This window comes from Streptomyces sp. NPDC058291 (assembly GCF_042880855.1).
Taxonomy (GTDB): domain Bacteria; phylum Actinomycetota; class Actinomycetes; order Streptomycetales; family Streptomycetaceae; genus Streptomyces.
In genome coordinates this window covers 59881-85905 of the sequence record NZ_JBHVYK010000002.1, presented here as the reverse complement: position 1 = coordinate 85905, position 26025 = coordinate 59881, and the positions used below count along the sequence as shown (strand labels likewise).

The following is a 26025-nucleotide window of genomic DNA, read 5'->3' as shown; positions in this document are numbered from 1 at the left end:
CCTCCGCGAGCCTGAGCGCCAAAACGACTCAGGTACGGGCCGGAAGCCTGCCCGTCCTGCTCGGCGCTGCAGCAGGTCCGCAGCCCCAGTCAGCCGCCGTCACCGGGGCACAGCGGGTACGCGTGACGATGCTGGCCCAGAAGTCCGCGCGCACGGCCGGTGTCCACGGCGTGCTGTTCACGCTGCAACGCACCAGCCCGGGGAGCGGGAAAGTCGCGCTGCGCGTGGACGACTCGTCGTTCCGCTACGCCTTCGGCGGTGACTTCGCCTCACGCCTGCACCTGGTTCAACTGCCCGCCTGTGCGCTGACCACGCCCGAGCTGGCCAAATGCCAGACTCAGACTCCGGTGCGCACCGCCCCGGGAACACCGCTGTCCGCGCAGGTCACCGTTCCGGGCCAGAGCGTGGCGTCGTCGGGTGCCGTCGGCTCTACCCGGTCGGCGACGGCATCGTCCGCCGCCACGGTTGTTCTGGCCGCGACCGCAGGGACGTCCGGCTCATCCGGTGACTACTCGGCGACCAGCCTGGCACCGGGCGGCTCCTGGTCGACCTCGGGAAACACCGGCTCGTTCACCTACAGCTACCCGATCGCAGTACCTCCGGCCCTTGGCGGCGCGGCCCCGAATGTGGACCTGTCCTACAGCTCCGCCAGCCAGGACGCGCGCACCGAGGGGACCAACAACCAGTCCTCCTGGCTGGGCGACGGCTGGAGCTCGACGGACAACTACGTCGAACGCACCTACAAGTCCTGCCGCGACGACTCCTCGTCCGGCGCGCCGAAGAACGACGGCGACGAGTGCTGGGCCGGCCAGATCCTGACCCTGTCGCTGAACGGCAGCTCCACCGACATCGTCTACGACGACGCGACCAAGACCTTGCGACCCGCCGAAGACAACTCCACCACCAAGATCGAGGACCTGAGCAACGGCACGAACGGCACCAAGAACGGCGAGTACTTCAAGGTCACCGAGGGCGGGGTGCAGTACTTCTTCGGCCTCAACCGCCTGCCGGGCTGGTCCAGCGGCAAGGCCGAGACCAAGTCCGTCTGGACCGTGCCGGTGTACCACGCGCACAGCGGAGTGTCCGACTGCCCGGACAGCACCGACTTCGCCTCCACCGCCTGCACGCTGGGCTACCGCTTCAACCTGGACTACGCCGTGGACCTGCACGGCAATGCAACCGCCTGGTACTACTCGCCGGAGACCGGCTACTACGGCGCGGACATGAAGGACACCGCGGTGGCCTACACCCGCGGTGGCACCCTGTCCCGCATCGACTACGGCATGACCGCCACAACGATCTACTCCGGCACGGCACCGGAGCAGATCATGTTCGATGCCTCCGCCGAACGCTGCATCGCAGGCACGCCCTCCGGCAACACCTGCGCGGACAGCCAGTTCACGACCGCCAACGCCGCGTACTGGCCGGACGTGCCGGTCGACCTGAACTGCACCTCGAGCTCGTCGAGCTGCACCAACCATGGTCCGAGCTTCTGGTCGCGAAAGCGCCTGACGTCGATCACCACCCGCATCCAGACCGGCGGGGTGACCCAGCAGGTCGACAAGTACAGCTTCACCCAGTCCTTCCCCGACGGCGGCGACCACGCCCCCACCCTCTGGCTGGACTCCATCCAGCACACCGGCCTGGACACCCTCGGCGGCGCATCCAGCAGCACCTCCACACCGGCCGTGAACTTCGACCCGCCGCTGCAGCTGCCCAATCGGGTCGGGACCATCCCGCAGATGCCGCTGATGTACCACGACCGCATCCAGACGGTCACCAGCGAGACCGGCGCCCAGACCACCGTCACCTACGACCGGCCCAACTGCTCCAGCGCCCCGGCCAGTGACCCCAACGACCCGTCGGACGCCGCCGCCAAGACGTTCGCGTCGACCAATACGCTGTCCTGCTTCCCCGTGTACTGGACGCCCGACGGGCAGCCGGCGCCGTGGATGGACTGGTTCTACAAGTACAAGGTCACCGCGGTCGTGACCGAAGATACGCACAACTCCTACCAGGACGGCACCGAGCCCAAGCTGGAAACGGACTACGCCTACAAGGGCAACCCCGGCTGGCACTACGACGACAGCGAGGTCGTCAAAGCCAAGAACCGCACCTGGGGACAGTTCCGGGGCTATCCCGAAGTGGACGTCACCACCGGCGACCCGAGCGTTTTTCACAAGACCAACGGCACCAACGTCTACGACCAGAAGACCCTGAGCAAGACCTACTACTTCCTCGGCATGAACGGCGACACCCTGCCCGGCGGCAAGACCCGCTCAGTGCCGACGCTGACCAGCCAGGACAGCACCGTCAGCGTGGCGGACAACAACGCGCTGGCCGGGCGGGTCTTCGAGTCCGACACCTACGACAGTGCCACCGGCAGCCTGAACACAGCCACCGTCACGGTGCCCACGATCCTCGGGCCCACGGCCTCCCGGTCCCGCAGCGGCCTGCCGGACCTCACCGGGCAGATGGTCCGCACCGCAAAAAGCCTCACTCGGCAGGCGGTCTCCTACGGCTGGCGCAAGAGCGAGACCGACACCTTCTACAACACGACCCTGAGCAAGCCGACGACCGGCATGCCCGTACAGGTCGACGACCGCGGCGAAACCGCGGACAGCAACAACGTCACCAATTGCACCTACAACCGCTACGTCACCGGCAGCGTGGACACCCTCGTGCTGCCTGCCGAGACCATCGCCACCGACCAGGACTGTGCCGCAGCCGGAGCGACTCCCGGCGGCGCACTAATCTCCGACGTCCGCACCTCCTACGACAGCAACGCCTTCACCTACGACGGGGACGGCCAGCACAACCCCGCGCTTCCCAAGATCGGTGACGTCACCCTGGTCCAGAAAGCGTCCGCTGCCACCGGCGCCACCGCGACCGCCTTCATCGACGAGTCCTCGGTCGCCTACGACGGCTACGGCCGCGTCACTCTGACCACACGCACGCCCCACTCCACCGCCCCCAACGGCGCCAGCCTGTCCCAAAACACCGCCACCGGGTACACGCCGGCCACGGGAGAGCTCCCGACAGGCATCGTCACCGCCACTCAGGTCACCCCCGGAGTCATCTGCACCACCGCCACGACCAGCTCCAAGGACTGCCAGGTCTCCAGCAGGACCATGGACCCGGCTCGCGCCCAGCCCACCGCCCAGACAAACGTGGCCGGCCGACTCACCTCACTTACCTACGACGCGCTCGGCCGCCTCACTGGGGCATGGCTACCCAACGAGAGCAAGGCCAACGGCGCGCCCGCGAACACGACCTACACCTACAGCCTGTCCCAGACCGGGCCCTCGATCGTTGCCGCCAACTCCCTCCTGGACAACGGCAGCTACGCGACCAGCGAAACTCTGTACGACGCCATGCTGCGCCCCTTGCAGACGCAGGCGACCGCAGAGAACTCGAGCACGACGGTCAGTGATACCCAGTACGACTCGCACGGCTGGACCGTTGTCACCAACAACGCCTACAACGTCGCAGGCAGCCCCCGCAGCGTCCCGGTCCCCGTCTCCCAGGTGACCATCCCCGACACCACCGTCACCGACCACGACGGAATGGGCCGCCCTGACCTGGTCACCGAGGAGCACAACGGCCTCAAGACCTGGACCACGACCACCGCCTACACCGGAGACAGGACCACCGTCCTGCCCCCCAAGGGCGCTGTGGCCACCACCACGGTCGTCAACGCACGCGGCCAGAACACCGAACTCGACCAGTACACCGCCGCCCCCGCCTTCTCCGGCACCGCGGCCAACGGGTTCACCGCCACAGGCGGCACCACCTCACCCACCGCCTACGGCTACGACGCTGCCGGGCAGCAGCACCAGGTCACCGGCCCCGACAAGACGGTCTGGACGTTCAACTACGACCTGCTCGGGCGCAAGACGTCCCAGAAGGACCCGGACGTGGGCAAGAGCAGCTACGGCTACGACGACGCCGGCAACCTCGTGTCCACCACGGACGACGCAAAGCAGACCGAACTCGACTACACCTACGACCTCCTGGGCCGCAAACTCACCGGCAGTGACAAGAAGTCCAACTTCCAGTTCGCCTCCTGGCTGTACGACACGAAGCGCATCGGCCTGCCGACCTCATCGACCCGCTACGTCCAGGGCACCACCGGCGGCTACACGGTCGCCGCCACCGGCTACACCGCCCTCGGCAAGCCAACCGGCACGACGATCACCCTGCCGGCCTCCGAAGCACCGCTGCCGTCGACATACACGACGACCTACACCTACACCATCAACAACCAGCTGCTACAGACCCAGAGCGACCCACGTACCCAGGGACTGACGAGCGAGGGCATCACCTACGACCACGACGCGCTGGGCAACCCGACGCAAACGAGCAGCAGCGCCAACGTCTACGTCGCCGCGACCGTCTACACGGACTTCGGCGCGCTGTCCCAGGTAACTCAGGGCGCCTCGACCAACCCGGCCACGACCACCTACGGCTACGACGACCAGACCCTCCGGCTGAAGGAACGCGTCATCAGCCGGACCCAGGCGCCCGGCCCGACAATCGACGACACCAAGTACGCCTACGACGCCGCCGGCAATCCGACCTCAACCACAGACCAACAGTCGGAAACCGGCAACACCGTCACCGACCAGCAGTGCTACAACTACGACGCCCTCGACCGGCTCACCGACGCCTGGACGGCCAACGACGACTGCTCCGCCAACCCGCCCACGGTCGGCACCCTCACCACAACGCCCGGCTCCTACTGGCAGTCCTTCAGCTACGACGCCATAGGCAACCGCCACCAGAGCGTCGACCACGCCATCGGCGGCTCCGGCACCACCGCTACCACCACCTACACCAACGGGTGCACCGCCAACTGCAACGCCACCGGCGTCCAGCCGCACACCCTCACCGCCACCACCGGCGGCACCAATCCCACGACCTTCGGCTACGACGAAAACGGCAACCTGCACACCCGCACCCCCGCCACCGGACCAGGCCAGACCCTGACCTGGGACGACGAAGGCCACCTGGCCCAAGTGGACACGGGTGGCTCCAGCCCCACGAGCACCAAATACCTCTACGACGCCGACGGCAACCAGCTCATCCGCCGCGACCCCGGACAGACCACCTTCTTCGCTGGCGACACCCAGATAGTCGTCAACACCAGCGTCACCCCCAACGTTCTCTTCGGCGCCGTCCGCACCTACACCCACGGCGGCGCCGGGACGCCCGTGGCCGTCCGCTCCAGCCTCACGGGCGGGGGTCTGAAGTACCTGTTCAACGACCCGCACGGCACCGCGACCCTGTCGATGGACACCACCACCCAGAAAGTCGCCCGCCAGCAGTACACCCCCTACGGCCAGCCACGAGCCAGCGCCAACACCACCACCTGGCCCGACCCCACCCACTCGTTCCTGGGCAAACCCCAGGACACCTCCACCGGCTACACCGACGTCGGAGCCCGCAAGTACGACCCCACCCTGGGCCGCTTCATCAGCGCCGACCCGATCCTCCAGCCCGCCAGTCCGCAGTCACTCGGCGGCTACACCTACGCCGATGACAACCCCGTCACCACTTCAGATCCCACGGGCCTGTGCCCCGACATCGACTGCCCGACCCGCCCCGACCCCAACGCCGAGAACACCACACCCGGGCACACACCGGGCCCCAGGAAGAACTCTGGGAACTACCAAGCAGCCCTGGACCAGGGCAACATTCTCAGCCCCGCTTTCCACAAGAAATACATGGAGATCTACCCGCAGGTCTTCATCCCCCGCAACTGGAAGTACGCCAAACAGTTCGCCAAGATCTTCAATCAAGAGACCGACACCGCGTGCCGGAACTTCGGCTGGGACTGCCTGTCCAACCCGCAGGACGCTACAGAAGCCGAGGCCGACCAGCACATCATTACCCACCTGAAATTTTTGAGCTGCATGGCGCTCGGACACGGAAAGGGCTGCCTGGGCAATACTGGTACCTCTGTCGGGGCGGCTGCCGCGGCGGTATTCGCACTCACAGGAGGTGCCGGCGAGGGCCCTGGCGGCGGTGGCGGTGCTAGGGGCGGGGGCCCCGGCCGCGAAGGTGGCCCGACTGTCGGAGCCGGCGCTGACTTGTCGAATCTCACTGGATCAGAAATAACTCGTATTCAGAACGCCGCCAACCGAATAGGAGTGCCGATATCGGTTGTCGGGAGTCGAACCCTGGGGCCGCGCTCGGCAGACAACCCAGACGGAGTGGGTCATATGTCAGACTGGGACTTCGTGATCACGGGCGTTAATAGCCGTACCAAGCACTCCGTGTCAAGCTCGCTACCGAAGGCTGATATAACGGTAGGCGTCGGTAGGCAGCAAGACATATTCACCGGGCCACTTGATACGACAAAGCCACATATGACGTTCTATCCTCAGGGGAATCGATGACTGAAAGCGAAATTTCGGCCACAGTCTTGGCTATCTCGGGAAATTACGCCGTGATCCATTTGGAGGGTCGCCGGTATCCCGCTCTTGCCGTACAGGGAGACTCGCTAAAGATCCTCCAAGAGGCCATCGAAGAGCTGGCGGGAAATCTGAGGTCGGGCGACCTGAAGGAGGCAGGCTTGCCCCTCGGGGAGATCAAGTCGACAGTATCGGCCATGCTGTCGGCGTATGAAGTGGCGGCAACCGAGACCGGGTTTGATCTCCCTTATGCTCGATAAATCAGATGCGTATAACGCGGTCGCCTCGCCAGATTCTTTTGGCGAGATGGCCGTGCCTCGTGGGCCTGCCTCGATTCTTCGGGGGCTGGCCGGTGGCGTTGTGAGTGGCTGGCTGCCTGATATGTCCCGTGCCGTGTCGGGGCTGGCCTTCGCGTGACGCTGCGGCTGCGCCGGCTTCCACGGGGCCGGAGTCCTGCTGGTCTGCTCCTTCCTGGTCCTTGTCGGGGTGGTGGCTGGCCGTCAGGTGAGGGCGGGGAGTTGGGTGGCCTGTTGCCAGGCGGTGGTGAACGCGAGGACCACGGCCATGTGGGGTCGAGGTGGAGGGTGCGGCGGCGGGCGTGGGAGGTGAGGCGGGCGGGCAGGTGTTAGAGCTTCCTGCGGATCGTCTCCGGTTCGGCGGCCGCGAGTTTCGGGGTGGTCGTGCAGGAGGAGGAGTCGTGTCCAGGCGTCCAGGTCGCAGGCGATGGTGGCGGCCAGGACCCAGGCGGCGTTGGGTTGCCAGGGAGCGGAGGGCAGCAGGCCGAGGCCGACCCGCTTGATTGCTTTCACCCGGTCCTCGACTTCGGCGTGGTCGCGGTAGAGGTCGTCGACGAACCACACCTGCCCGGAGGCCGGAACCCCGGAAAGCCCCTGGTGGGCGGGGATGTTCGTGGCGACGATCTGGTAGCGCCAGCTGGTGCGCTTCTCGAAGGCGGTCAGCTTCTTCGCATCGCGGCGCGAGGGTTTGACCCGGCGCACGACCAGCCTCACACCCGCCGGCCAGCCGGTCAGGTCACGGACCCCGGGCAGCTCGGCGACCTGGTAGGAAACCATGTCGCCGCCTGGCCCCTTGAAAGCTAGTGCGCTGGAGGGTGAGGCGGATACTGACGGTGCCGCCCGCCAGGTTGAGGTCTTCCCAACGCAGGCCGAGGAGTTCGCCTTTGCGGAGCCCGGTAAGAGGGCGAGCTCGAACAGAGCGTGCAGGCGATGACCCGTCGGCAGCGGAGAGGAAGGTGCGGGCTTCGTCTGGAGCCGCTGCGCGAGGGAAGGGTAATTCCGCTGCGGGTGGGTTCAGGACCGTTTTTCGAGCTGGCGGGATCGGCCTCACGCCCCGTGAAGTCGTCCATTCTGGATCCGTTGGGGACGCGTTGGGGACACAAGGATAGGAACAGACCGACAAAGGGAGGGGAGCGTCGACACGGTTCACCCCCTCTGGCCTGCAAGAACGTCATGGATTAGCGTAGAAACGCAAGGGCCGCCAAGATCCTCAAAGGACTCATAATCCGTCGGCCGTGGGTTCGAGTCCCACCCGCCCCACCTGTGCAGGCTCCTGACCTGCGGGAACGTCTCATCTGGGGTGCGGATTCAGGGTGTTGGTCCACGGGGCTGAATCCGCTGCTCGTGAGTTCGACTCCATTGCCATCAGCGTTAGTTGAGGTCCCTCTGACCTGCGCAGACGTATCGGCCCATGGCTGGAGGATGGCGTCGTGGGTGGGCTGTGCGAGCGTCTGGATGTCGGATTCTGGACGCTGGCTGGACACGAGGATCCGGAAGTGCTGCCCAGGGACCTTCGAATGGGCGGGTCTGCCGGGTCGGCGGGGCACGGACGCGGTCCGAATGGCGTGCGGTCCGAGTTGGGACGCGAAAACAGCCCGTACTGGAAACGGCCCAGAGAGGACCGACAGGCGGGGCGGGAGCGGCCGGGCTGGGCGGCTCCCGCGCATACAGCCGCCGGTCTTCCTGCTCATCCCGTTCCTCCCGGGGCAGCGACGGCTATCGCTCAGGCGGGACGTGGTCCGCCGCCCAGGGCCGCCGAGCGCGTGCTGCTGCTGATCGCCGACGACGTGGCGTGGCTCGACGAGGCCGACGCGGCCGTCCTCGGGTTCGTCGCACGGCGCGTCACGGACGCTCCGATGTCGAGCACGACCTTGCCCGACAGCGCGGCGGCGGGAAAGCTCCCGGTAGGGAGCCGGCGGGATACTCACCACGACCCGGTCACCGGCGCGGGCCGCCTCCTCGGGTGTCGCGGCGCGGGCTCGCCGGCCGAGCTCGGCGGCCGGCTCTGCCAGGGTCTGGAGACCGCGGGATTTGGACAGGAGGACGTCGGCCGACCGCGATCGCGAGCCGGGCGAGGCTCGTGACGAACGACGGCTGCTGTGCCCCGATCTCACCGCCGAGGTCTGGTTCTGTTCAGCAGCTCCCTGAGCCAGGCCGCCCTGACGACCGGTGACGGCTATCCGGGCCAGGAGCGCCTCCTCCTCCTGCGCATCCCCCTCGGCCGCCTCAGCAGCCGCAACACCGCACCCCTACGGGTCTCGGTGGCAGGGAGTACAGCTCTCACCGCAGCGGGCGCTGTTCGCGTGAAGACGCCGGATCAAGAAGAAGAGTCCGACCTCTTGCGGGAGGTCAGGCTGGCCCGTTCGCCGACGATCCGGCCGTCGGCCATGCAGGAGAAGCTCATGGCCTGCACCGAGGTCTTGTTGCCGAAGTGTCACCTGATGACCACCGGGTGACCGCCACCCGCCGGGCGTTTTGTCGGATCCCGGGAAACGATGAGAGATGTCACCGCGAGCAACCAGCCGCCGAAGCACCGCGCGAACACCCGAATCGCGCTGGAAGGACGTGCAATGACCGCTACCGCTCCCAAGGCTCCGACTGCACCAGGGGTGCGGTCCTGGTGGGGGATCCCATACGCCACCGCCGAGCGGTATAGCCGCCCCGTGGTCGCGGACTTCGATCCAGACCGACCCTATGACCGCAAGGGCGTCGTCTCTGTCCAGCCCGACAGCGGCGACTGGCTGGAAGCGGACAGAGGGATGGGCGAGGACTGTCTGAACCTGAACGTGTGGGCTCCTGAGCAGCCGGCCGGGACGGCGCTTCCGGTGGCCGTGTACATCCACGGCGGCGGATTCGAGTACGGCGCGAACACGCAGATCACCTCGAACGCCTCCGGCCTCGCCGCGTCGGGGCGCGTGGTGGGTGTGTCGGTCAACTACCGGCTCGGCGCGCTGGGTGCGCTCTCGCTGTCGCAGTACGGCGGGCGGCTCGCCGAGGCCAGTAACCTCTGCCTACAGGATGTCATCGCCGCACTGACCTGGATCAAGCGGAACATCGCCCACTTCGGTGGCGACCCCGACAACGTCACCGTCTACGGGCACAGCGGCGGCGCCTATGCCACCTTCGGGCTGCTCGGCGCCGCCTCCGCAGGCGGCCTGTACCGGCGGCTGGCCGGGTTCTCCGCAGGGCCCTCGCGTCTCCAGCCGGCCTGGTGGGCCGAGGAACTCGCCCACCGGTTCATCACCGAGCTCGGCGTCGCGGACAACCCGGAGAAGCTGCTCGACCTTGATACGGCCTCCCTGGTGGCCGCCCTGCACAAGGTCACCCCGACGGACCTCGGAGTCCGTGGCGGGATGGACAGCAAGAGCCTCGGCGTCGTCCTGGACGCCGGACAGCCCGGCGCGGTGCTGCACGCCCACCCCATGGACGAACTCGCCTCGGGCGCACACCGTGATGTCGACGTGCTGCTGAGCATGGCCAGTGACGACATGGGCTGGTGGGTGGCGAACGACCTCGACCGGTTCGACCCGCACACCGTCGACCGCATCGTCGACGAGGTCGCCGGGTGGCGCATTCCCCGCTCCCGCGCCAAGAAGATCGTCGACGCCTACGACCAGGGCGGCCGCACCCCGGCCGAGGTCCGCGCCGCGCTCCTGTCGGACTACATCTTCGGGCTCCCCGCGGCCCGCGCCGCCCTGGCGCACGCCGCGGCGGGCGGCAACGCCCATCTCCTTCTGATCGGGCCCGCCGAGGGCGCGCCCGCCGTGCACGGCACCGAGATGTACGCGCTGGTCGGCCAGGAGCAGCCGGGCCGCAGCGCGGAACAGGCCGAGCGTGACGAGCGTATCCGCGACATCGTGCTCGACTTCGCCACCGGCGAGCAGCCCCGGCTGTGGCCCGCCGTCACGAACCGGCCCACCTCGGAAAGCGTCGGCAACCCTCCCTTCGAGGCCACCACCCACTATCAGCAGGCCCTCGACCTGTGGGAGGGCATCGACCGCCCCTGACGGGCATCGGGCGATACCCAACCAACGCACCACGGGGGCGAACAGAGTGAGGAATCCGACATGAGCCAACCGACAGCAGTCGGCGAGGCCGCACCAGCCACGATGCGGGCCGTCGTCGTCACCCGGCCCGGCGGCCTCGACGCACTGGAGATCCAGGATGTGCCGGTGCCCGCACGCAAGCCCGGGTGGGTGCGGATCAGGGTGAAGGCGTTCGGCGTCAACGAGTCCGAGGTCACCACCCGCAAGGGCGAGTCGGATGCGGAGGTCAGCTACCCGCGTGTGCCCGGCATCGAGGGCGTCGGCGTGGTCGATGAGGCCGATGAGGACAGCGGGCTGCGGCCGGGACAGCAGGTGGCCACGATGATGGGCGGCATGGGCCGCTCCTACGACGGCACGTACGCCCAGTACGTGAGCGTCCCAGCCGGGCAGGCCATCCCGTTCGAGTCCGGTCTGCCGTGGGAGGTCGTCGGTGCGCTGCCGGAGATGTTCCAGACCGCCTACGGATCGCTGACCACCGGCCTGGACCTCAAGGCCGGGCAGACGCTGCTGATCCGCGGCGGCACCTCCACGGTCGGGCTGAGCGCGGCCACGATCGCGAAGGACCTCGGAGCCACCGTCCTGTCCACCACCCGCAGCCCCGGTCGGGCCGGGGAATTGCGGGCCGCAGGCGTCGACCATCCCCTCGTCGACAGCGGCACGATCGCCGACCAGGTGCGCGAGCTGATGCCGGAGGGTGTCGACGCCGTACTGGAGCTGGTGGGCTGCTCGGTCCTCGCCGACACCCTCCGCACCGTTCGCCGGCACGGCACTGTCTGCTTCACCGGAGCCCTGGCGGGCCAGTGGACGATCCCCGATTTCAGCCCGTTCATGATCCCGGGCGGGGTGCGGCTGACGTCCTATGGCGGTCAGGCAGCCGACCTCCCGGCCGACGTCTTCGCCCACCAGCTCCAGGCCATCGCCGCAGGACGCCTCAACGTCCCGGTCGCGAAGGTCTACCACGGCCTGGAACAGGTCCGTGACGCCCAGGCCGACGTCGAGTCCGGCACCACGCCGGGCAAGCACGTCGTCGTCCTGGACGACTGAGACCCGGGCAACCGAGAAACGACGACCAACCACCCCCGATGCGCGAGGGCCGACAACGTAAGCGCCGGTGAGCACGAGAGCCTGACACCGCGTGAGATGCAAGGGGCGGCCCGTGCCTCCCCCACCAGGCACCTGTTCCCCTGGCCAGGAGCTCTGTTCGTCAGCAGGATGCGCCCATGGGCAGCGGCGACGGCGGCCGGCACCGTTTCGGTCATCGAGCAGGCTGCCGCCGGCCTGGGCGACCTCAGCGTGCTCGAGGGAAAAGCCGCTCGACAGCGGTCACCACCGCGGCGCGGCGGGCGGCGGTGGTGGGGTCCACGGCGTGTGCGGCGGCGGCCTCGCTGAGTTCGGGTTGTGACGCCCAGGTCGTGGCGATCTGGTTGACCAGGGCGAGGACGTCGGCCGGGTCCCAGGCGGGATCGAGCTGTCCGGCCTGCTGCACCTGGCGGAGCAGGTCGATTTTGCGGGTGATCGCTGCCTGGGTGGGATCGTCGGCACCGGTAGCGGTGCCCGGCAGTTCGAGGCGGCCCCAGGTGATCAGGCGGTGGTGGTCCGGACGGTCGACGAAGTAGTCGAACAGGCGGCCCGCGTAGCCAGGGAGGTCGGTCGGGTCTATCTGGGTGGCCTCGGCGATGACGACATACTCCCGTGCAGCGACAGCGGCATAGAGCGCGTCTTTGCTGCGGAAGTAGGCGTAGACGCGTTCTTTGCTGGTCTTGGCGAGCTTGGCGATGCGGTCCACGCGGGCGCCGGCGATGCCGTGGCGGGCGAACTCCTCCATGGCAGCGGCAAGGATGCGCTCGCGCGTGGTGTCGCCGGCGGCGGCGGGAGCTGCGGTCTGGCCGGAGTCGCGGGACTGGGACATGGGCCCAGGATAGAGCACCGAACCGTTTGGTTTGGGATCCGGCTGATCGGCGCGTAGGGTCAAACGGAACAGTTCGGTTTGGCCTCTGCGGGTGAAGCCGGCGAACCACTGAGGGAGTGAACTCATGCAGCACCGCAATCTGGGCTCTCAGGGCCTGCGCGTCTCGGCGCTCGGCCTGGGGACCATGGGCATGTCCATGGCCTACGGCGCCTCGAACGACGACGAGGGCCTCGCGACCATTCGCCGCGCCCACGAACTCGGGATCGACTTCTTCGACACCGCCGAGTTGTACGGCGCCGGCACCGGCAGCAACGAGATCCTCCTGGGCAAGGCGGTCAAAGACTTCCGTGACGAGGTGGTCCTCGCCACCAAGTTCGGCTTCGACATGACCGCCCCGGCGATCAGCCCCGCCTTCGACAGCCGCCCGGAAAACATCCGCAAGGTCGCCGAGAACAGCCTGCGCTACCTGCAGAGCGACCACATCGACCTCTTCTACCAGCACATCTCCGACCCCGACGTTCCGGTCGAGGAGGTCGCCGGCGTGGTCGGCGAACTGATCACCGAAGGCAAGGTGAAGTACTTCGGCCTGAGCAACGTCGGCCCCCAGTACATCCGCCGCGCCCACGCCGTCACCCCGGTCTCCGTGCTCCAGTACGAGTACTCGCTCTTCGAGCGGGAGGTCGAGGAGAAGATCCTTCCCGTTCTGCGGGAACTCGGCGTCGGCCTGGTGCCCTACTCCCCGCTCGGTCGCGGCTTCCTCACCGGCCAGGTCAAGCCCGCCGGCGAATACCCCGCGGACGACATGCGCAGCTGGGACGAGCGTTGGCAGGGCGAGAACTACACGTACAACCTGCACGCCACCGAGCAGCTCAAGGACCTGGCCGACACCGCGGGTATCACCGTCGCCCAGCTCGCGCTGGCCTGGCTGCTCGCCCAGGGCGAGGACGTCGCGCCCATTCCCGGCACCCGCAGCACCAAGCGCCTCGAGGAGAACGCCGGCGCCACCGACGTCCAGCTCTCCGCCGCCGATCTGGCCCGCATCGCCGAGATCCTTCCCCACGGCTCGGCAGGCAGCCGCCTCCCGGCCGCGATGCTGTCCAGCTTCACCACCGACTGAACCGCCCCTCCACGCGGCCCGCACGGGGCCAGTCGACAGCAGCCGGTGACGCCGCACAGGTGACGTGCGGGTCATCATCGCCAACCGGCCCGGCGGCCGAGAGTGGTAAGTCAACCGACTTGCCATCGCGATGGCGTCGAAGTTGCCTTCACGCGGTCCGTGCCGAAGTGAAGCTCGTACCCGATGAACGCGGCGTCCGAGTCGGCCTGACGATTACTGCAACTGCACCCCGAAGAGCGGAACCCCTATGAGAATCCGACTGACCGCCGGAGCGACCGTCCTCAACGCAACCCTCGACGACAACGCGACGGCACGCGACTTCGCCTCGCTGCTTCCGCTGACTCCGCGGATGGATGACCTGTTCAAGCGCGAGAAGTACGGTCACCTGTCCCGGTCTCTCGCCGTGGGAGGCGAGCCGCGGTTCAGCTACGAGATCGGCGACATCGCCTACTGGTCACCTGGTCCCGACATCGCCGTCTTCTATGACCACGACGGCGAGTCCATCCCCGACCCCGGCATCGTGACCCTCGGGAAAATCGACCACTTGGGGGCCGATGCCCTCAAGAAGTACGACGCCGCGGTCGACGTCGCCATCGAGGCCATCGGCTGAGACCCAGCCGGAAACCACCGAGATCTCGTCAACCAAGGGAGCGAGGGGGGAGAATCGGGGATTCGCCGGCCGCGAAGGCGGACGGGGTGAGGCCGGTGCGGTCGCGGAAGAAGCGGCCGAAGTTCGCGGGATCGGTGAAGCCGAGGTGCACGGCCACGGTCCGGGCATCCCATTGGGCGCCTCTCAGCAGGCGCCGGGCTTCGAGGAGGCGCCGCTCGTCGATGAGTTCACGTACTCCCTTGCCGGTGGCGTCTTGGGCGGCGCGGCTCAGGGTGCGGACCGAGCAGCCGAGCAACTCGGCGTAGTCTGCGGCTTGGTGGAGTTCGCGGAAGTGCAGCTCCAAGGCGTCCAGGAAGCGCCGGTACCGGTCGGCGCGGCCCGCGTGGGCCGTGGCCGTGCCGATGGGGGCGATGCCCGGGGAGTCGGCCAGGCGCAGCAGCAGTGATTCGAGCAGGCTGCGCCGCAGGGCGTGGTGGATGTCGAGGGGGCGGCGCCCCAGTGCGCGGTGTTCGTCCAGGAGCTGGAGTGCCGTCTGCTGGAGCCAGGCGGTGTCGTCGGGACGCGGGCTGAGCACGGCAGGGGCCTCGTGCGCAGTGAGCGGGGCCAGAAGACGGGCGAGCTCGGGCCGCAGTACATCCGGTTCGAACAGGATGAACGGGCCGCGGGCCGCGCCGGGCGGATGCCAGCACTGCGCATGCCCCGGACGCACCCACAGCCACTGGCCGGCGGCGACTGTCCGCGTGACGTGATCGACGTCGTGGAGCAGCTCACCCTCGGTGACCGCGATGAGGTAGTGGAAGGTGGCACGGCCTGGACGGGGCGGGTTCCACGGCCAGTCGTCGTGCTGGGCGAAGAAGTCCTCGACGGTGCTCACCTCAAGGCCGTAGGGAGTACCGACCGGGGGCTGGAAACCGTACAGCGGAACCGCAGCTGGTCCGGCCGTGCTTCCGCTCGGGTCGGGGTGTCGCTTGTTGACCATCACGTGTCCGCAGCCTACCGCCCTTCGGGTCGGCTGCGGCGGAAGGATGGGACATGCCGACGTGCCGACGCGCCCGCGCGGCGCGCTCCGCGCCTTCTGCGATGCCGCAGCCAAACGCCTCGACGAAGCCGCGCTGTCCACGCTCCTCCACCGCGCCGAGCAGCTCACCGGCCGCCATCTGCCCCTGGACGACGACGCCCGCCGCGCCCTGATCGTCATGGGGGAGGTGATGGGTGCTGTTTTCCGACTCTGTCGGAAGAGGCCCCTGCCAGACCGGCGGCAGCTGGCCGACGGGTTCTCCGGGCGGGAACCGGACCCCAGGGCACTCCTTGCCCCAGGTGGATGCGGACCGATGTCGGCCGCCTGCTCCGGCGCGACCCGTCCGTAACCGAACCGATCGGCTCCAGGCGTCGATGGTAAGTGGATCGACTTGCCTTATGCGTGACGCGAGGGTTATCTTCACATGGTGAGTCCATCGACTTACCTCTCGACTCGGCAAGGAACAATGAACATGACTCGTCTTGCGGGCAAGCGTGCCCTCGTCACCGGCGGCACGAGCGGGATCGGCCTGGAGACCGCGCAGCGTTTTGTCGCGGAGGGAGCCGACGTGCTGGTCACGGGCGTCACCCCGGCCAGCATCGACAGGGCGCGGCAGATCCTCGGGGAGAAGGTGCCGGTGGTGCAGGCCGACGCGCGCGATCTCGATGCGCAGCGCGGCCTGGCGAAGCGGGTGCGTGAGCACTTCGGGGAACTGGACGTGGCGTTCCTGAACGCCGGCGTCTCGGACTGGCGGCCGTTCGAGGACCACACGGAGGACAGTTTCGACCGGCTCTTCGACATCAACGTCAAGAGCGTCTTCTTCCTCACGCAGGCCCTGGTGCCCGTGCTGGCCAACCCGTCCTCGGTCATCCTCAACGCGTCCAACAGCGCGCACGGCGGCTACGGGCACTCGAACGCCTACGCCGCGACGAAGGCGGCTGTCTCCTCCCTGATGCGGTCGTGGAACGCGGACCTGCTCAAGTCGCACGGCATCCGGTTCAACGCGGTCAGCCCCGGCCCGGTGGACACCCCGCTCTACTCCAAGCTCGGGATCGAGGACCCCGCGCAGCGGGCGGCGGTGCTGGAGGGGATCAGCGCCGGCATCCCGCTCGGTCGCATGGGTCTGCCCGAGGAGGTCGCGGAAGCGGTCGTGTACCTGGCCTCCGACGCCTCCGCCTTCGCTGTGGGCCAGGACCTTATCCTGGACGGCGGCCAGACCGTCCTCTGAGGGCGGGGACGCGGCCGGGAAACGGGCGAGGGGCGTGGGCATGTCGGTGGAGGACCGAGCGGCAACCGGTGGCGACAGGTGCCAGGCCGGGTATCACGCCCAGATCAAAGAGGAGAACCGCGCGCGCATCATCCGCGCGGCCCGCGACCTCTTCCTCGCCCGGGGATACGACAAGACCTCCCTCGCCCAGATCGCCAAGCAGGCCCGCGTCTCCACAGGCACCCTTTTCAAGCGGTACCCCACCAAGGCCGCACTGTTCGCTGCCGTCACCTCCGAGCAATGGCAGCTGGACGTGGAGTACGCCGCACCGCCGCCGCCCGGTGATCCCCGGTATGGCCTGGACCATATCGGCCGTGACTACGCCTGCCTGGTCGCGCGGCCCGGCACGGCCGCGCTGTGCCGCCTGATCATCACCGAACTTCCCCAGATGCCGGAACTCGCCGACATCGTCGGCACCGGCTTCGCCATCGACCGCGGACCGTTCTTCGACCGGCTCCGCGACTACCTGGAAACCGAAGCACAGGCCGGCACACTCGACTTCCGTTCGGCCGACGGGCAGGCGCAGCCGGCATCCGCAGTGGCCGAACAGTTCCTCGGCATGATCTGCGCCCAGTTGCTGTGGCCTCAACTCGTACGGACCGACTTCGTCCCGCCCGACCCCACCGACCCCGCGATCGTGGACGAAGCCGTCGCCCTCATGCTCACCCGCTATCGCACCGGATCCTGAAACCTGGACCACCAGCTCATGTGGCAAGGACCCCGATACGTCGCCCTCCGGGCCAGGTGCACGTATGGGTGACTCGATCGACAACGAATGCCGGCGAGCGCGACCGGTCCTACCAGTAACCAACAGCGGTCGACAGCTGAGCCAGGGCCATGGCCTGCCGGGACTCCTGACGTGCGACCCCGGCGTTGCGCTCGGTGGCGCGACCACCGACAAGTGATCGACGGAGTACGGCGGGTGAGTACGGCAGTTCATCCGCGCGTGCCATGCCCCGGACTGGGTGCAGGCGAGGCGACTCAGTGCGCGGGGCGGGTGCGAGGGCGCGGAAAGAGGGCCGTCCGGCTATGGGGGAATCGCCGTGATACCGCCCCGGGTGGGCGGTCGGCGAGAGGCTTGACGCCCGTCCGTGCAGCCGCGCGGACTCTACTGCCTGAGATCGATCATGCGGACCGGCTGCCCCGTCGTGCGAGCAATGGTTTCGAAGTCGCGGTCGAAGTGGAGCAGGGTGAGGCCTGCTTCTTCCGCGGCGGCGGCCACCAGGAGATCAACGGGGCCCGCACTGCGGTGTTCCCCTTTGGTGGTCAGTTGTTCCTGGACGACGCGGGAGCGGCGGTAGATGCCGTCAGGCATGGGGCACCACGCGTGTGGGCGTCGAGTGCAGCCTTCAGTCGCGCGCGGTCCGCGGTTGAGCGGGCGGAGTGGAGGACCTCGAGTTCCGTGATGTCGCAGATCGCGACGAGGCCGGCGCCGATCCTGTCGTCCCACTCGGTTGTGGTCTGGCGGAGCAGGGAGGGTGGTCTGTTTCCCGGATCTGTGGCCTTGCAGTGAGGCGTCAGAAGAGGGGTGTGCGCCAAGGGCTTCCCGGTGGGCTCCTTTCAGCGTTCGAACTTCCAGGTGAGGCGGGAGGTCGTCACTTTGGGCATGGTGATCCGGATGTCGACGGCGGTGCCGTCAGTGTGCTCGCCGCTACGGGTGGGAACTGTTCCGGCGACCGCCTTTAAGCCCAGGGAATGGGCGTGGCGTCATCACCGGCTCCACCCGGCCGCGCCATCACGGCAGCAGGACTGCCGTACCGATCAGTCCGTCCTGGTCGACGGTGAGGAACCCGGGGAGAGGGCCTGTTCGGCCCAGATCGTCTTGCCCGTGTACGTCTGGCGGGTGCCCCAGCCCTGGGTGAGCTGGGCGACGAGGAGCAGGCCGCGGCCGCCCTCGTCGAAGGTGCGGGCGCGGCGCAGGTGGGGGGCGGTGTTGCTGGCGTCGGAGACCTCGCAGATGAGGTTGCGGTCGAGGATGAGCCGGAGCTGGATGGGGGCGCCGCCGTAGCGGATGGCGTTGGTGACGAGCTCGCTGACAACCAGTTCGGTGACGAAGGCGGCCTCGTCCAGGCCCCAGGCGTCCAGCTGCCGGGTGGTCTTCTTACGGGCCTCGGCGACCGCTGAGGGATCGGGCGGCACGTCCCAGGTGGCGACATGGGCCGCGTCCAAGGCGCGGGTGCGGGCCAGCAGCAGCGCCACGTCATCGGTGGGGTGGTCCGGGAGAAGCGCCTGGAGCACGGTGTCGCAGGTGCTCTCCAAGGACTGAGCCGGCCGGGCCAGCACCTTGCGCAGCACGTCGAGGCCCTCGTCGATGTCGCGGCCACGGGCCTCGACGAGGCCGTCGGTGAACAGCGCGAGGAGGCTGCCTTCGGGCAGCTCGATCTCGGCGACTTCGAAGGGCAGGCCGCCCAGCCCCAGCGGCGGGCCGGCAGGGATGTCGGGGAATTCCACGGCGCCGTCCGGGGTCACCAGCGCGGGCACGGGGTGGCCCGCGCGAGCCAGTGTGCAGCGCCGGGAGACCGGGTCGTAGACGGCGTACAGGCAGGTCGCGCCGATGTCGCCGACGGTGTCGGCCGCGCCTTCGCCCTCGGCGGACATGCGGATGACCATGTCGTCCAGGTGGGTCAGCAGTTCGTCGGGCGGGAGGTCGACGTCGGCAAGGGTGCGCACGGCGGTACGCAGTCGTCCCATGGCGGCCGAGGCCTGGATGCCATGGCCGACGACGTCGCCGACGACGAGCGCGACCCGGGCGCCGGACAACGGGATCACGTCGAAAAAGTCGCCACCGACGCCGGCCTGCGTGCTGGCGGGGAGGTAGCGGGAGGCGACGTCGACGGCGGCCTGCGGGGGCAGCCGCTGCGGCAGGAGACTGCTTTGCAGGGTGAGGGAGGTGAGGCGCTCGCGGCTGTAGCGGCGGGCGTTGTCGATGCAGACGGCGGCCCTGGCGGTGATCTCCTCGCCCAGCAGCAGGTCGTCCCGCTCGAAGGGTTCCGGGCGCCGGTGGCGGGAAAACGTCGCCACTCCGAGGGTGATGCCGCGGGCGCGCATCGGCACGGCCAGCACCGAGTGGAAGCCGAAGCGTCGCATCTGCTCGGCCCGGTCCGGGGCCTGCCTCGCCACCTGGTCGATCACGGGGGCGGTCACGTTCTCGATCAGCGGCCGGCCGCTGGTCAGGCACCTGGCCGCGGTCGACTCGTCCGGGTAGGCGGCCACCGTTCCGCGGCTCACCACGACCTCGGGGCAGCCCTCCAGGACGGACTGGTAGGCGACACGACGCAGCATGACGGGGCTGGGCGGCGAGCCGGCGCCCGGGTCGTCGCCGCCCTCGATGGCGGGAAGCAGGTCGACGGTGACGAAGTCCGCGAGGTGCGGGATGGCCACATCGGCGAGTTCCTGTGCGGTCCGGGCGAGGTCCAGGGTGCTGCCGATGCGGATGCTGGCCTCGTTGAGCAGGGCCAGGCGCCCTCGGGCCAGGTGCTCCTCGGTCACGTCGTGTGCGGAAAGGAGCACTCCCCGTATGGTCCCCTCGGCGTCCCGCACAGGGGTGAGCAAAGTCGTCCAGACGCTCTCGCCCTCCTGGCCCGCAAGGCGCAGGGACTGCTGCAGATGCTGCTGTTCGCCGGTCTCCAGGGCCCGCCGCATGCACTGTTCCGTCCGGTCGCTCTCCGGATCGACCACGATCTCCGATACACGCAGCCCCTGCATCGCCGCTTCGGGCAGGCCGATCACCCGCTCCATGTCGTCGTTCGCCCGCCGCAGCCGCAGGCCGGTGTCGTAGAGCGCCGTGGTGAACGGGGATCGGGCGAACGCCCACATCACCAGCGCGTCGTCCGGGAGCGGCGACGACGGCCGGGCCAGGGGGGAGACCAGGAGCCACTCGCCGCCCCCCTTGTCCTCGCAGTCGGGCGCCCGGCGGTGGGCCAGCAGGTTCACTGCGAGGCGGTGGCCGTCCCGGTGCAGGAGAGTGGCCGTCCCGTTCCACCGCGGCAGCGTCTTCAAAGAGAGCAGCGTCTCGGCGGGCGGCTCCCCGGGGAGCAACGATGCGGCGGGCCGGCCGATGACCTCCGCGGACCGGTATCCGAGCAGCCGCCGTGCTCCCTCGCTCCACCCGGTCACGATGCCGTTCGGAGCCATGCGGGCTCTGGCCGTGGCCGACTCGTCGATGGGGTCGTCGGGCCGCCATGCCGCCCGGTCGTCGCCGGCGGTGCCAGAACCCGTCATCGCGTTCATCCGCCCTCACCTCGGTCTTTCCACTGTGTGTCCCGGCCGGCCACACGAGCAACCGATGGGGAGTGGTTGGACATATATGCTCAATAAGGCCATGAGCACAAAAGACATACCAATGTATCGGGGCTGGAGGGTCGTGCCATGACTTCCACCGGCGAGGCGACGTGGCCGGACGGGGCCGAATGGACCGGGAAGATCTACAGCGGCGGGTGGCGGCAGTCCGAGGGCGGGGTCCGGCCGGTGAACGAACCCGCCACGGGAGAGCGGCTGGCGGAGGTGGGTGTGGCAGTGCCCGCGGATGTCGCCCGGGCTGGGGCTTTGGCCGCCCGAGCTCAGCGGGCCTGGGCCGAGACGGCACCCCAGCAGCGTGCCGAGGTCCTGCTCCGCGCCGCCCGGGCACTGCGCGACAACAGCGGTGCGATACGCGAGTGGATCGTCAGGGAGTCCGCAGGCGTCCCGGCGAAGGGCGACTACGAGATCGCGGCCGGACTCAGTCAGCTGGCGCAGGCCGCCGGACTCGCGTCGCTGCCCCGCGGCGAGATCCTGAGCCCGTCGGCGCCTGGCCAGACCAGTCACGCATGGCGGATACCGCTGGGGGTGGTCGGCGTCATCAACCCCTGGAACGCCCCCCTGCTGTTCGCCATGCGGGCCCTGGCGCCCGCGCTCGTGCTGGGCAACGCCGTCCTGCTCAAGCCCGATCCCCACACACCGGTGTCCGGCGGTGTCGTCGTGGCGCGGCTGTTCGAGGAGGCCGGACTGCCCGAGGGGTTGCTCCATGTCCTGCCCGGAGGCCCCAGCACCGGTGAGGCGGTCGTGGCTGATCCCCACGTCGCCATGGTCGTGTTCACCGGCTCCACCGAGGCGGGACGGGCGGTCGCCCGCGCCGCGGCCGACGGGCTCAAGCGGGTGGCCCTGGAACTGGGCGGCAAGAACTCGATCGTCGTGCTCGACGACGCGGACATCGACTCCGCCGCGGCAGCCGGGGCGATGAGTTCCTTCGCCTATCAGGGGCAGGCCTGCGTCGCCGCCGGACGTCATCTGGTGCACACCGACTTCGTGGAGCCCTACACCGAGGCACTGATCAGGCAGGCCAAGGAACTGCGGGTCGGCGACCCCCGCGAGGAGGGTGTGGCCCTCGGTCCCGTGATCAGCGAGCGCCAGGCCGCGAGGATCGAACGCATCGTGGACGAGAGCGTGGCCGCCGGTGCACGGGTGCTGACGGGCGGACGCCGCGACGGGCTGTTCTATCCGCCCACCGTGCTGGACCACGTCGAGCGGACCATGCCCGCCTTCACCGAGGAGATCTTCGGGCCTGTCGCCCCCGTCGTCGCGTTCCGTACCGACCAGGAGGCCGTCGAGATCGCCAACGACACCGAATACGGCCTGACGGCGGCTGTGCACTCCCGTTCGGCGTCGCGGGCCGCGGTCATCGCCGAGCAGTTGCGCACCGGCATGGTGCATCTCAACGACGTGTCCGCCAAGGACGCCGCGAACGCCCCTTTCGGCGGGATGGGAGCATCGGGCAACGGCTCCCGTATCGGTGGCACTGCCAACCTGGAGCAGTTCACCCAATGGCGCTGGATGACGGTCCGACGTTCCGCGTGATCGCGGTAACGATTGACCACCCGCAGGGCGACTTGCGGCCCGGGCATTTGCCAGGAACTGCGGATCAGTTCGAGGGGCGGCCATCCCGGCGGACCACGAGCGAGGGCCGCGAGCGCCAGCGGCCCGGGTGTTTCTGGCTGTACGGGGCGCTGTCGGGACGCAAGGATGGGAACAGACCGACAAGGACGGACAAGGGCCGACGCTGTTCACCCCTTCTGGGCAGCAGAAACGTCATGGATGAGCATGGATCGGCAAGGGCCGCCAAGATCCTCAAAGGACTCATAATCCGTCGACCGTGGGTTCGAGTCCCACCCGCCCCACCTTCGCAGGCTTGTGACCTGCGGAAACGTTCTTTTTTGGGTGCCGGGGCGTCAACTCTGCCCGAACGGACTGCATCCGCTGCTCGCGAGTGCAGCGACGCCCCCATGTGCAGTGGTCCCAATGATCTGACCTGCGCAAGCGGGTCAGTTTCGAGCCGAGCAACAGCCTGAACCAGAAGCCGAAGGCGAAATTGGGGACGCTGTGAGGACGTAGATCGCCACTGACCGCCTGTACCGCTGTCCTCGCCGGTGACCGCAAGACGTCGCTCAGCGGGATGCTGGTCCTCGCGTGGCACTGCCTCGGCGGAAGCCGTGGCGTGACGCGGGCCCGCCCCGGTCGATGCGGGACGGGCCCTGGGCCGAGCGCCGACCGTGGGATCAGTCGTGGGCGCAGTCGAGGTGCCAGACGACTGCCTTGTCCAGCTTCACGGTGCCGTTCTCGGCGAAGACCTGCACGCCCTGGCTGGCGGGGTCGGGGAAGATCTGGTCGGTGATCACGGCTTCGCCGCTGCCGCCGAAGACCTCGACGGACGACCAGTCGACCAGAATCCGGAGCTTGATCTTGCCGTTCTCGGCCTTCAGCGGCGCTGTCTGGACGCCGGGGAAGGTGCTGTTGAAGTCCACGGCGCCGGAGCGGGTGCGGTCGACGTACAGCTCCTGGGTCGTGGCGTCGTAGCCGATGACGGTCTCCTCGCCGTTCGCGCCCGTGCGGACCTTGAGGCCGAAGCGGTCGGCGTCCTCGAGGGAGAACGTCGCTTGGATGTCGAGGGCTCTGCCCTTGGCCGCAGGGCCGATCAGGGGCTTGGAGGTGTCCTTGACGGTGACGCCGGACACGGACACCGCGTGCGGCTGCCTCAGGGACTCCAGGCCGTCGACCGGCTTGTTGATCAGACGGATCCGGCCGTCGACCGTGCGCAGGGACATCTCCCGGGGGACGCTCTGCGCGCCGCGCCAGGGGGAGGTGGGGACGGTACCGCTGTAGTCCCAGTTGTTCATCCAGCCGACCATGTACCGCTTGCCGTTCGGTGCGTTCTCCCAGGACACGGCCGCGTAGTAGTCCTTGCCGTAGTCGGCCCAGTCGGCTCGCTGCACGACGGACTTGGCGGCGGTGTCGGCTTCGGTGAACCGGTCGGCCAGGATGTGGCCCCAGCCGGCGTTGTTCATGTCGACGATCTGGATCTTCGCCTTCTTGCCTGCGTATGGGCGCAGGTCGAAGGAGACCCAGTCCAGGGTCTCGCTGTTGGCGCCGGTGGCGCTGCGGACGACCTGGCCGTCGACGATGAGGTTGACGGACGTCTCCTGGGAGACGGGCTGGGCCTTGGTGTCGGAGAGCATGATGTGGTCGACGTTGAGGTGGCCCCAGCCGCCGGTGTTGTCGTCGACGATCCTGATCTGCGCCTGCTTGCCGGCGAGATCGCCGACGTCCCAGGAAGCCCAGTCGAGAGCCTCGCCGTCCTTTCCGGTGGCGCTTCGCACCACTTCGCCGTCGACGACGAGTTCCATGGCGGTGGGGTTGGCGTAGCCGGTGGGGTGGTTGCCGCCGCCGATGAGGAAGTTGATGTGCTTCTTGTCGACGGTGAACTCGGGCGAGGTGAGGGTGCCGGTGGTGGTGTCGCCGTTCAGGTAGCTGTTGACCAGGCCGTCGCCCAGGAATCCGGAGACTTCCTGCTGGTTGCCGAGGGTGCCGGTGGCCGGCGCCGAGCCGAAGGCGTCTCCGGTCGTCGTCCAGTCGCCGTAGCCGCCACCCTCGAAGTCGGCGAGGACCGTCCCCGCAGGCGGCGGGCCCTGTTCCATGACGGTTCCGGGCTCGTGCGGGTGGCGTCCGCCGCCGACCTTGAAGTTCAGGTAGGAGCTGTCGACCGTGAATTCGGTTGAGGTGAGGGTGCCGGTGGTGCCGTCGCCCGAGTGGAAGCTGTTGGCGAGACCCTTGCCGTCGAAGCCGTCGACGGTCCCTTGCCCGGCCACCGCCCCGGCCGCCGGTCCGTCGCCGAAGGCGGTGCCGGTCGTCGTCCACGTACCGAAGTCGGCGTTCTCGAAGTCCTGGACCACCGTGCCGGTGGGCGGGGTGTAGGTGCCCTTGTCCTCGGCGGTGAACTTTCTGCCGTCGAAGTCGCCGACGAAGTACTGGGCAGCCGAACCACCCGCGATACCACCGGGGTTGATGTTGACGACCAGGACCCACTTGATGTTGTTCTCGTCCCCGTCGACCGCGAGGGGGAACAGGTCCGGGCACTCCCACACCCCGCCCGTCGCGCCGGCCGGCCCGAACTCGCTCTGCAGCTCCCAGTCCTTGAGGTTCTTCGACGAGTAGAACCGCACCTTGCGCTCAGTGGACAGCGACACCGTCATCAGCCAGCTCTTGGTCGGCGCGTACCACTGGACCTTGGGGTCGCGGAACTCCCTGGAGCCGAGGTCGAGGACGGGGTTGCCCTGGTACTTGGTCCAGGTCCGGCCGCGGTCGGTGCTGTAGGCGAGCGACTGGGCCTGGATGCCCGTGTCCTTGGCGTAGCTCGTGTAGATCGCCACCATGGCCGGGTCCTTCTTCGTGCCGAAGCCGGTGGTGTTGTCCCGGTCGACGACCGCGCTGCCGGAGAACACCATCTCCTCGTCGTCATGCGACAGGGCGAGCGGCAGCTCCTTCCAGTGCACGAGGTCCTTGCTCACCGCGTGCCCCCAGGACATGTCGCCCCAGGAGTTCCCGTTCGGGTTGTACTGGTAGAAGAGGTGGTATTCACCCTTGTCATACACGAGGCCGTTGGGGTCGTTCATCCAGTTCTTCTCCGGGGTGAAGTGGAACTGGGGCCGATAGGTCTCGGAGTGCGGCGGAATGTCGGCGGCTACGGCTTGGGGCGCCAGTGGGGCTGCGGACAGTGCGCAGACGGTTGCCACCGCCGCGATCATGCGTATACGGGCATGCCGGGACACACGTCCAGAGCTCATGGTGTCTCCTGTGTCGCGGCCGTCCACGGCCCGGAGCCTGCGGCTCTGGCGTGGGCCGACCAAAAGTGATGCCCGGGCGGCGCCGTCGTCCACGGCGCCGAGCCGGGATGTCATCGTTGACTTGTGTCATCGATGACATCGAGTGGCCCGATGATGGGCTGAAGCTGCCCAAGGCGTCAACGGTTCGGGCGGAACCGCCCGCCACGTCCTGCCTGCCCGTCAAGCGCCACTGCCGACTGGCGAGCTGTGCCAAC

15 protein-coding genes and 2 pseudogenes are annotated in these 26025 nt (G+C 68.5%); 10 read left to right on the top strand and 7 right to left on the bottom strand.

Annotated elements, in window-relative coordinates:
• Positions 1–128 precede the first annotated feature (128 nt).
• On the top strand, positions 129–6401 hold the full coding sequence (locus tag ACFVYK_RS01535) for an RHS repeat domain-containing protein (protein ID WP_389767508.1): 6273 nt from the start codon (positions 129–131) through the stop codon (positions 6399–6401).
• A complete protein-coding gene (locus tag ACFVYK_RS01530; RefSeq protein WP_389767302.1) occupies positions 6398–6676 on the top strand; it encodes a DUF6959 family protein in 279 nt (92 codons plus the stop codon). The genes ACFVYK_RS01535 and ACFVYK_RS01530 overlap by 4 nt, the downstream gene beginning before the upstream one ends.
• Positions 6677–6916: 240 nt before the next feature.
• On the opposite strand, the gene ACFVYK_RS01525 is transcribed toward ACFVYK_RS01530, so the two are convergent.
• Together ACFVYK_RS01525 and ACFVYK_RS01520 are read right to left on the bottom strand one after the other, a co-directional pair.
• Positions 6917–7489, bottom strand: a complete 573-nt coding sequence (locus tag ACFVYK_RS01525) for a hypothetical protein (RefSeq protein ID WP_389767300.1) — start codon at positions 7487–7489, stop codon at positions 6917–6919.
• 13 nt (positions 7490–7502) lie between these two features.
• Positions 7503–7706: pseudogene (locus ACFVYK_RS01520) on the bottom strand (tyrosine-type recombinase/integrase); the annotation flags it as partial.
• Positions 7707–9015: 1309 nt separating this feature from the next.
• Between ACFVYK_RS01520 and ACFVYK_RS01515 the strand changes: the two are divergent.
• From ACFVYK_RS01515 to ACFVYK_RS01505, 3 genes are all read left to right on the top strand, one after another.
• Positions 9016–9168 carry a hypothetical protein gene (locus ACFVYK_RS01515; protein WP_389767298.1) on the top strand — a complete coding sequence of 51 codons (153 nt, stop codon included), beginning with the start codon at positions 9016–9018 and terminating at the stop codon, positions 9166–9168.
• 114 nt (positions 9169–9282) lie between these two features.
• Positions 9283–10719, top strand: a complete 1437-nt coding sequence (locus tag ACFVYK_RS01510; protein ID WP_389767296.1) for a carboxylesterase family protein — start codon at positions 9283–9285, stop codon at positions 10717–10719.
• 60 nt (positions 10720–10779) lie between these two features.
• On the top strand, positions 10780–11802 hold the full coding sequence (locus ACFVYK_RS01505; RefSeq protein ID WP_389767294.1) for an alcohol dehydrogenase catalytic domain-containing protein: 1023 nt from the start codon (positions 10780–10782) through the stop codon (positions 11800–11802).
• A gap of 244 nt (positions 11803–12046) precedes the next feature.
• Here ACFVYK_RS01505 and ACFVYK_RS01500 read toward each other — a convergent pair whose 3' ends face one another.
• Entirely contained in the window at positions 12047–12667 is a 621-nt protein-coding gene (locus tag ACFVYK_RS01500; protein WP_389767292.1) for a TetR family transcriptional regulator, read from the bottom strand.
• A gap of 124 nt (positions 12668–12791) precedes the next feature.
• Here ACFVYK_RS01500 and ACFVYK_RS01495 point away from each other — a divergent pair, with 124 nt between their 5' ends.
• Positions 12792–13784, top strand: coding sequence for an aldo/keto reductase (locus ACFVYK_RS01495; protein ID WP_389767290.1), 993 nt, complete (start codon positions 12792–12794; stop codon positions 13782–13784).
• A gap of 247 nt (positions 13785–14031) precedes the next feature.
• Entirely contained in the window at positions 14032–14394 is a 363-nt protein-coding gene (locus tag ACFVYK_RS01490) for a cyclophilin-like fold protein (protein WP_389767288.1), read from the top strand.
• A gap of 28 nt (positions 14395–14422) precedes the next feature.
• On the opposite strand, the gene ACFVYK_RS01485 is transcribed toward ACFVYK_RS01490, so the two are convergent.
• Complete coding sequence (locus tag ACFVYK_RS01485; RefSeq protein ID WP_389767286.1) at positions 14423–15268, bottom strand: helix-turn-helix domain-containing protein; 846 nt, start codon at positions 15266–15268, stop codon at positions 14423–14425.
• 616 nt (positions 15269–15884) lie between these two features.
• Between ACFVYK_RS01485 and ACFVYK_RS01480 the strand changes: the two genes are divergently transcribed.
• Together ACFVYK_RS01480 and ACFVYK_RS01475 are read left to right on the top strand one after the other, a co-directional pair.
• Entirely contained in the window at positions 15885–16640 is a 756-nt protein-coding gene (locus ACFVYK_RS01480) for an SDR family oxidoreductase (protein ID WP_389767284.1), read from the top strand.
• A gap of 40 nt (positions 16641–16680) precedes the next feature.
• Positions 16681–17367 carry a TetR/AcrR family transcriptional regulator gene (locus tag ACFVYK_RS01475; protein WP_389767283.1) on the top strand — a complete coding sequence of 229 codons (687 nt, stop codon included), beginning with the start codon at positions 16681–16683 and terminating at the stop codon, positions 17365–17367.
• A gap of 420 nt (positions 17368–17787) precedes the next feature.
• On the opposite strand, the pseudogene ACFVYK_RS01470 reads toward ACFVYK_RS01475, so the two are convergent.
• Both ACFVYK_RS01470 and ACFVYK_RS01465 read right to left on the bottom strand, forming a co-directional pair.
• A pseudogene (locus tag ACFVYK_RS01470) lies at positions 17788–18152 on the bottom strand (PIN domain nuclease).
• A gap of 288 nt (positions 18153–18440) precedes the next feature.
• A complete protein-coding gene (locus tag ACFVYK_RS01465; RefSeq protein WP_389767281.1) occupies positions 18441–20909 on the bottom strand; it encodes a SpoIIE family protein phosphatase in 2469 nt (822 codons plus the stop codon).
• A 138-nt stretch (positions 20910–21047) separates the two neighbouring features.
• On the opposite strand from ACFVYK_RS01465, the gene ACFVYK_RS01460 reads away from it, so the two are divergent.
• Complete coding sequence (locus ACFVYK_RS01460; protein ID WP_389767279.1) at positions 21048–22511, top strand: aldehyde dehydrogenase family protein; 1464 nt, start codon at positions 21048–21050, stop codon at positions 22509–22511.
• Between the two features lie 698 nt (positions 22512–23209).
• Here the strand turns inward: ACFVYK_RS01460 and ACFVYK_RS01455 are convergent.
• On the bottom strand, positions 23210–25771 hold the full coding sequence (locus ACFVYK_RS01455; RefSeq protein ID WP_389767277.1) for a GH32 C-terminal domain-containing protein: 2562 nt from the start codon (positions 25769–25771) through the stop codon (positions 23210–23212).
• Between the last annotated feature and the right edge of the window lie 254 nt (positions 25772–26025).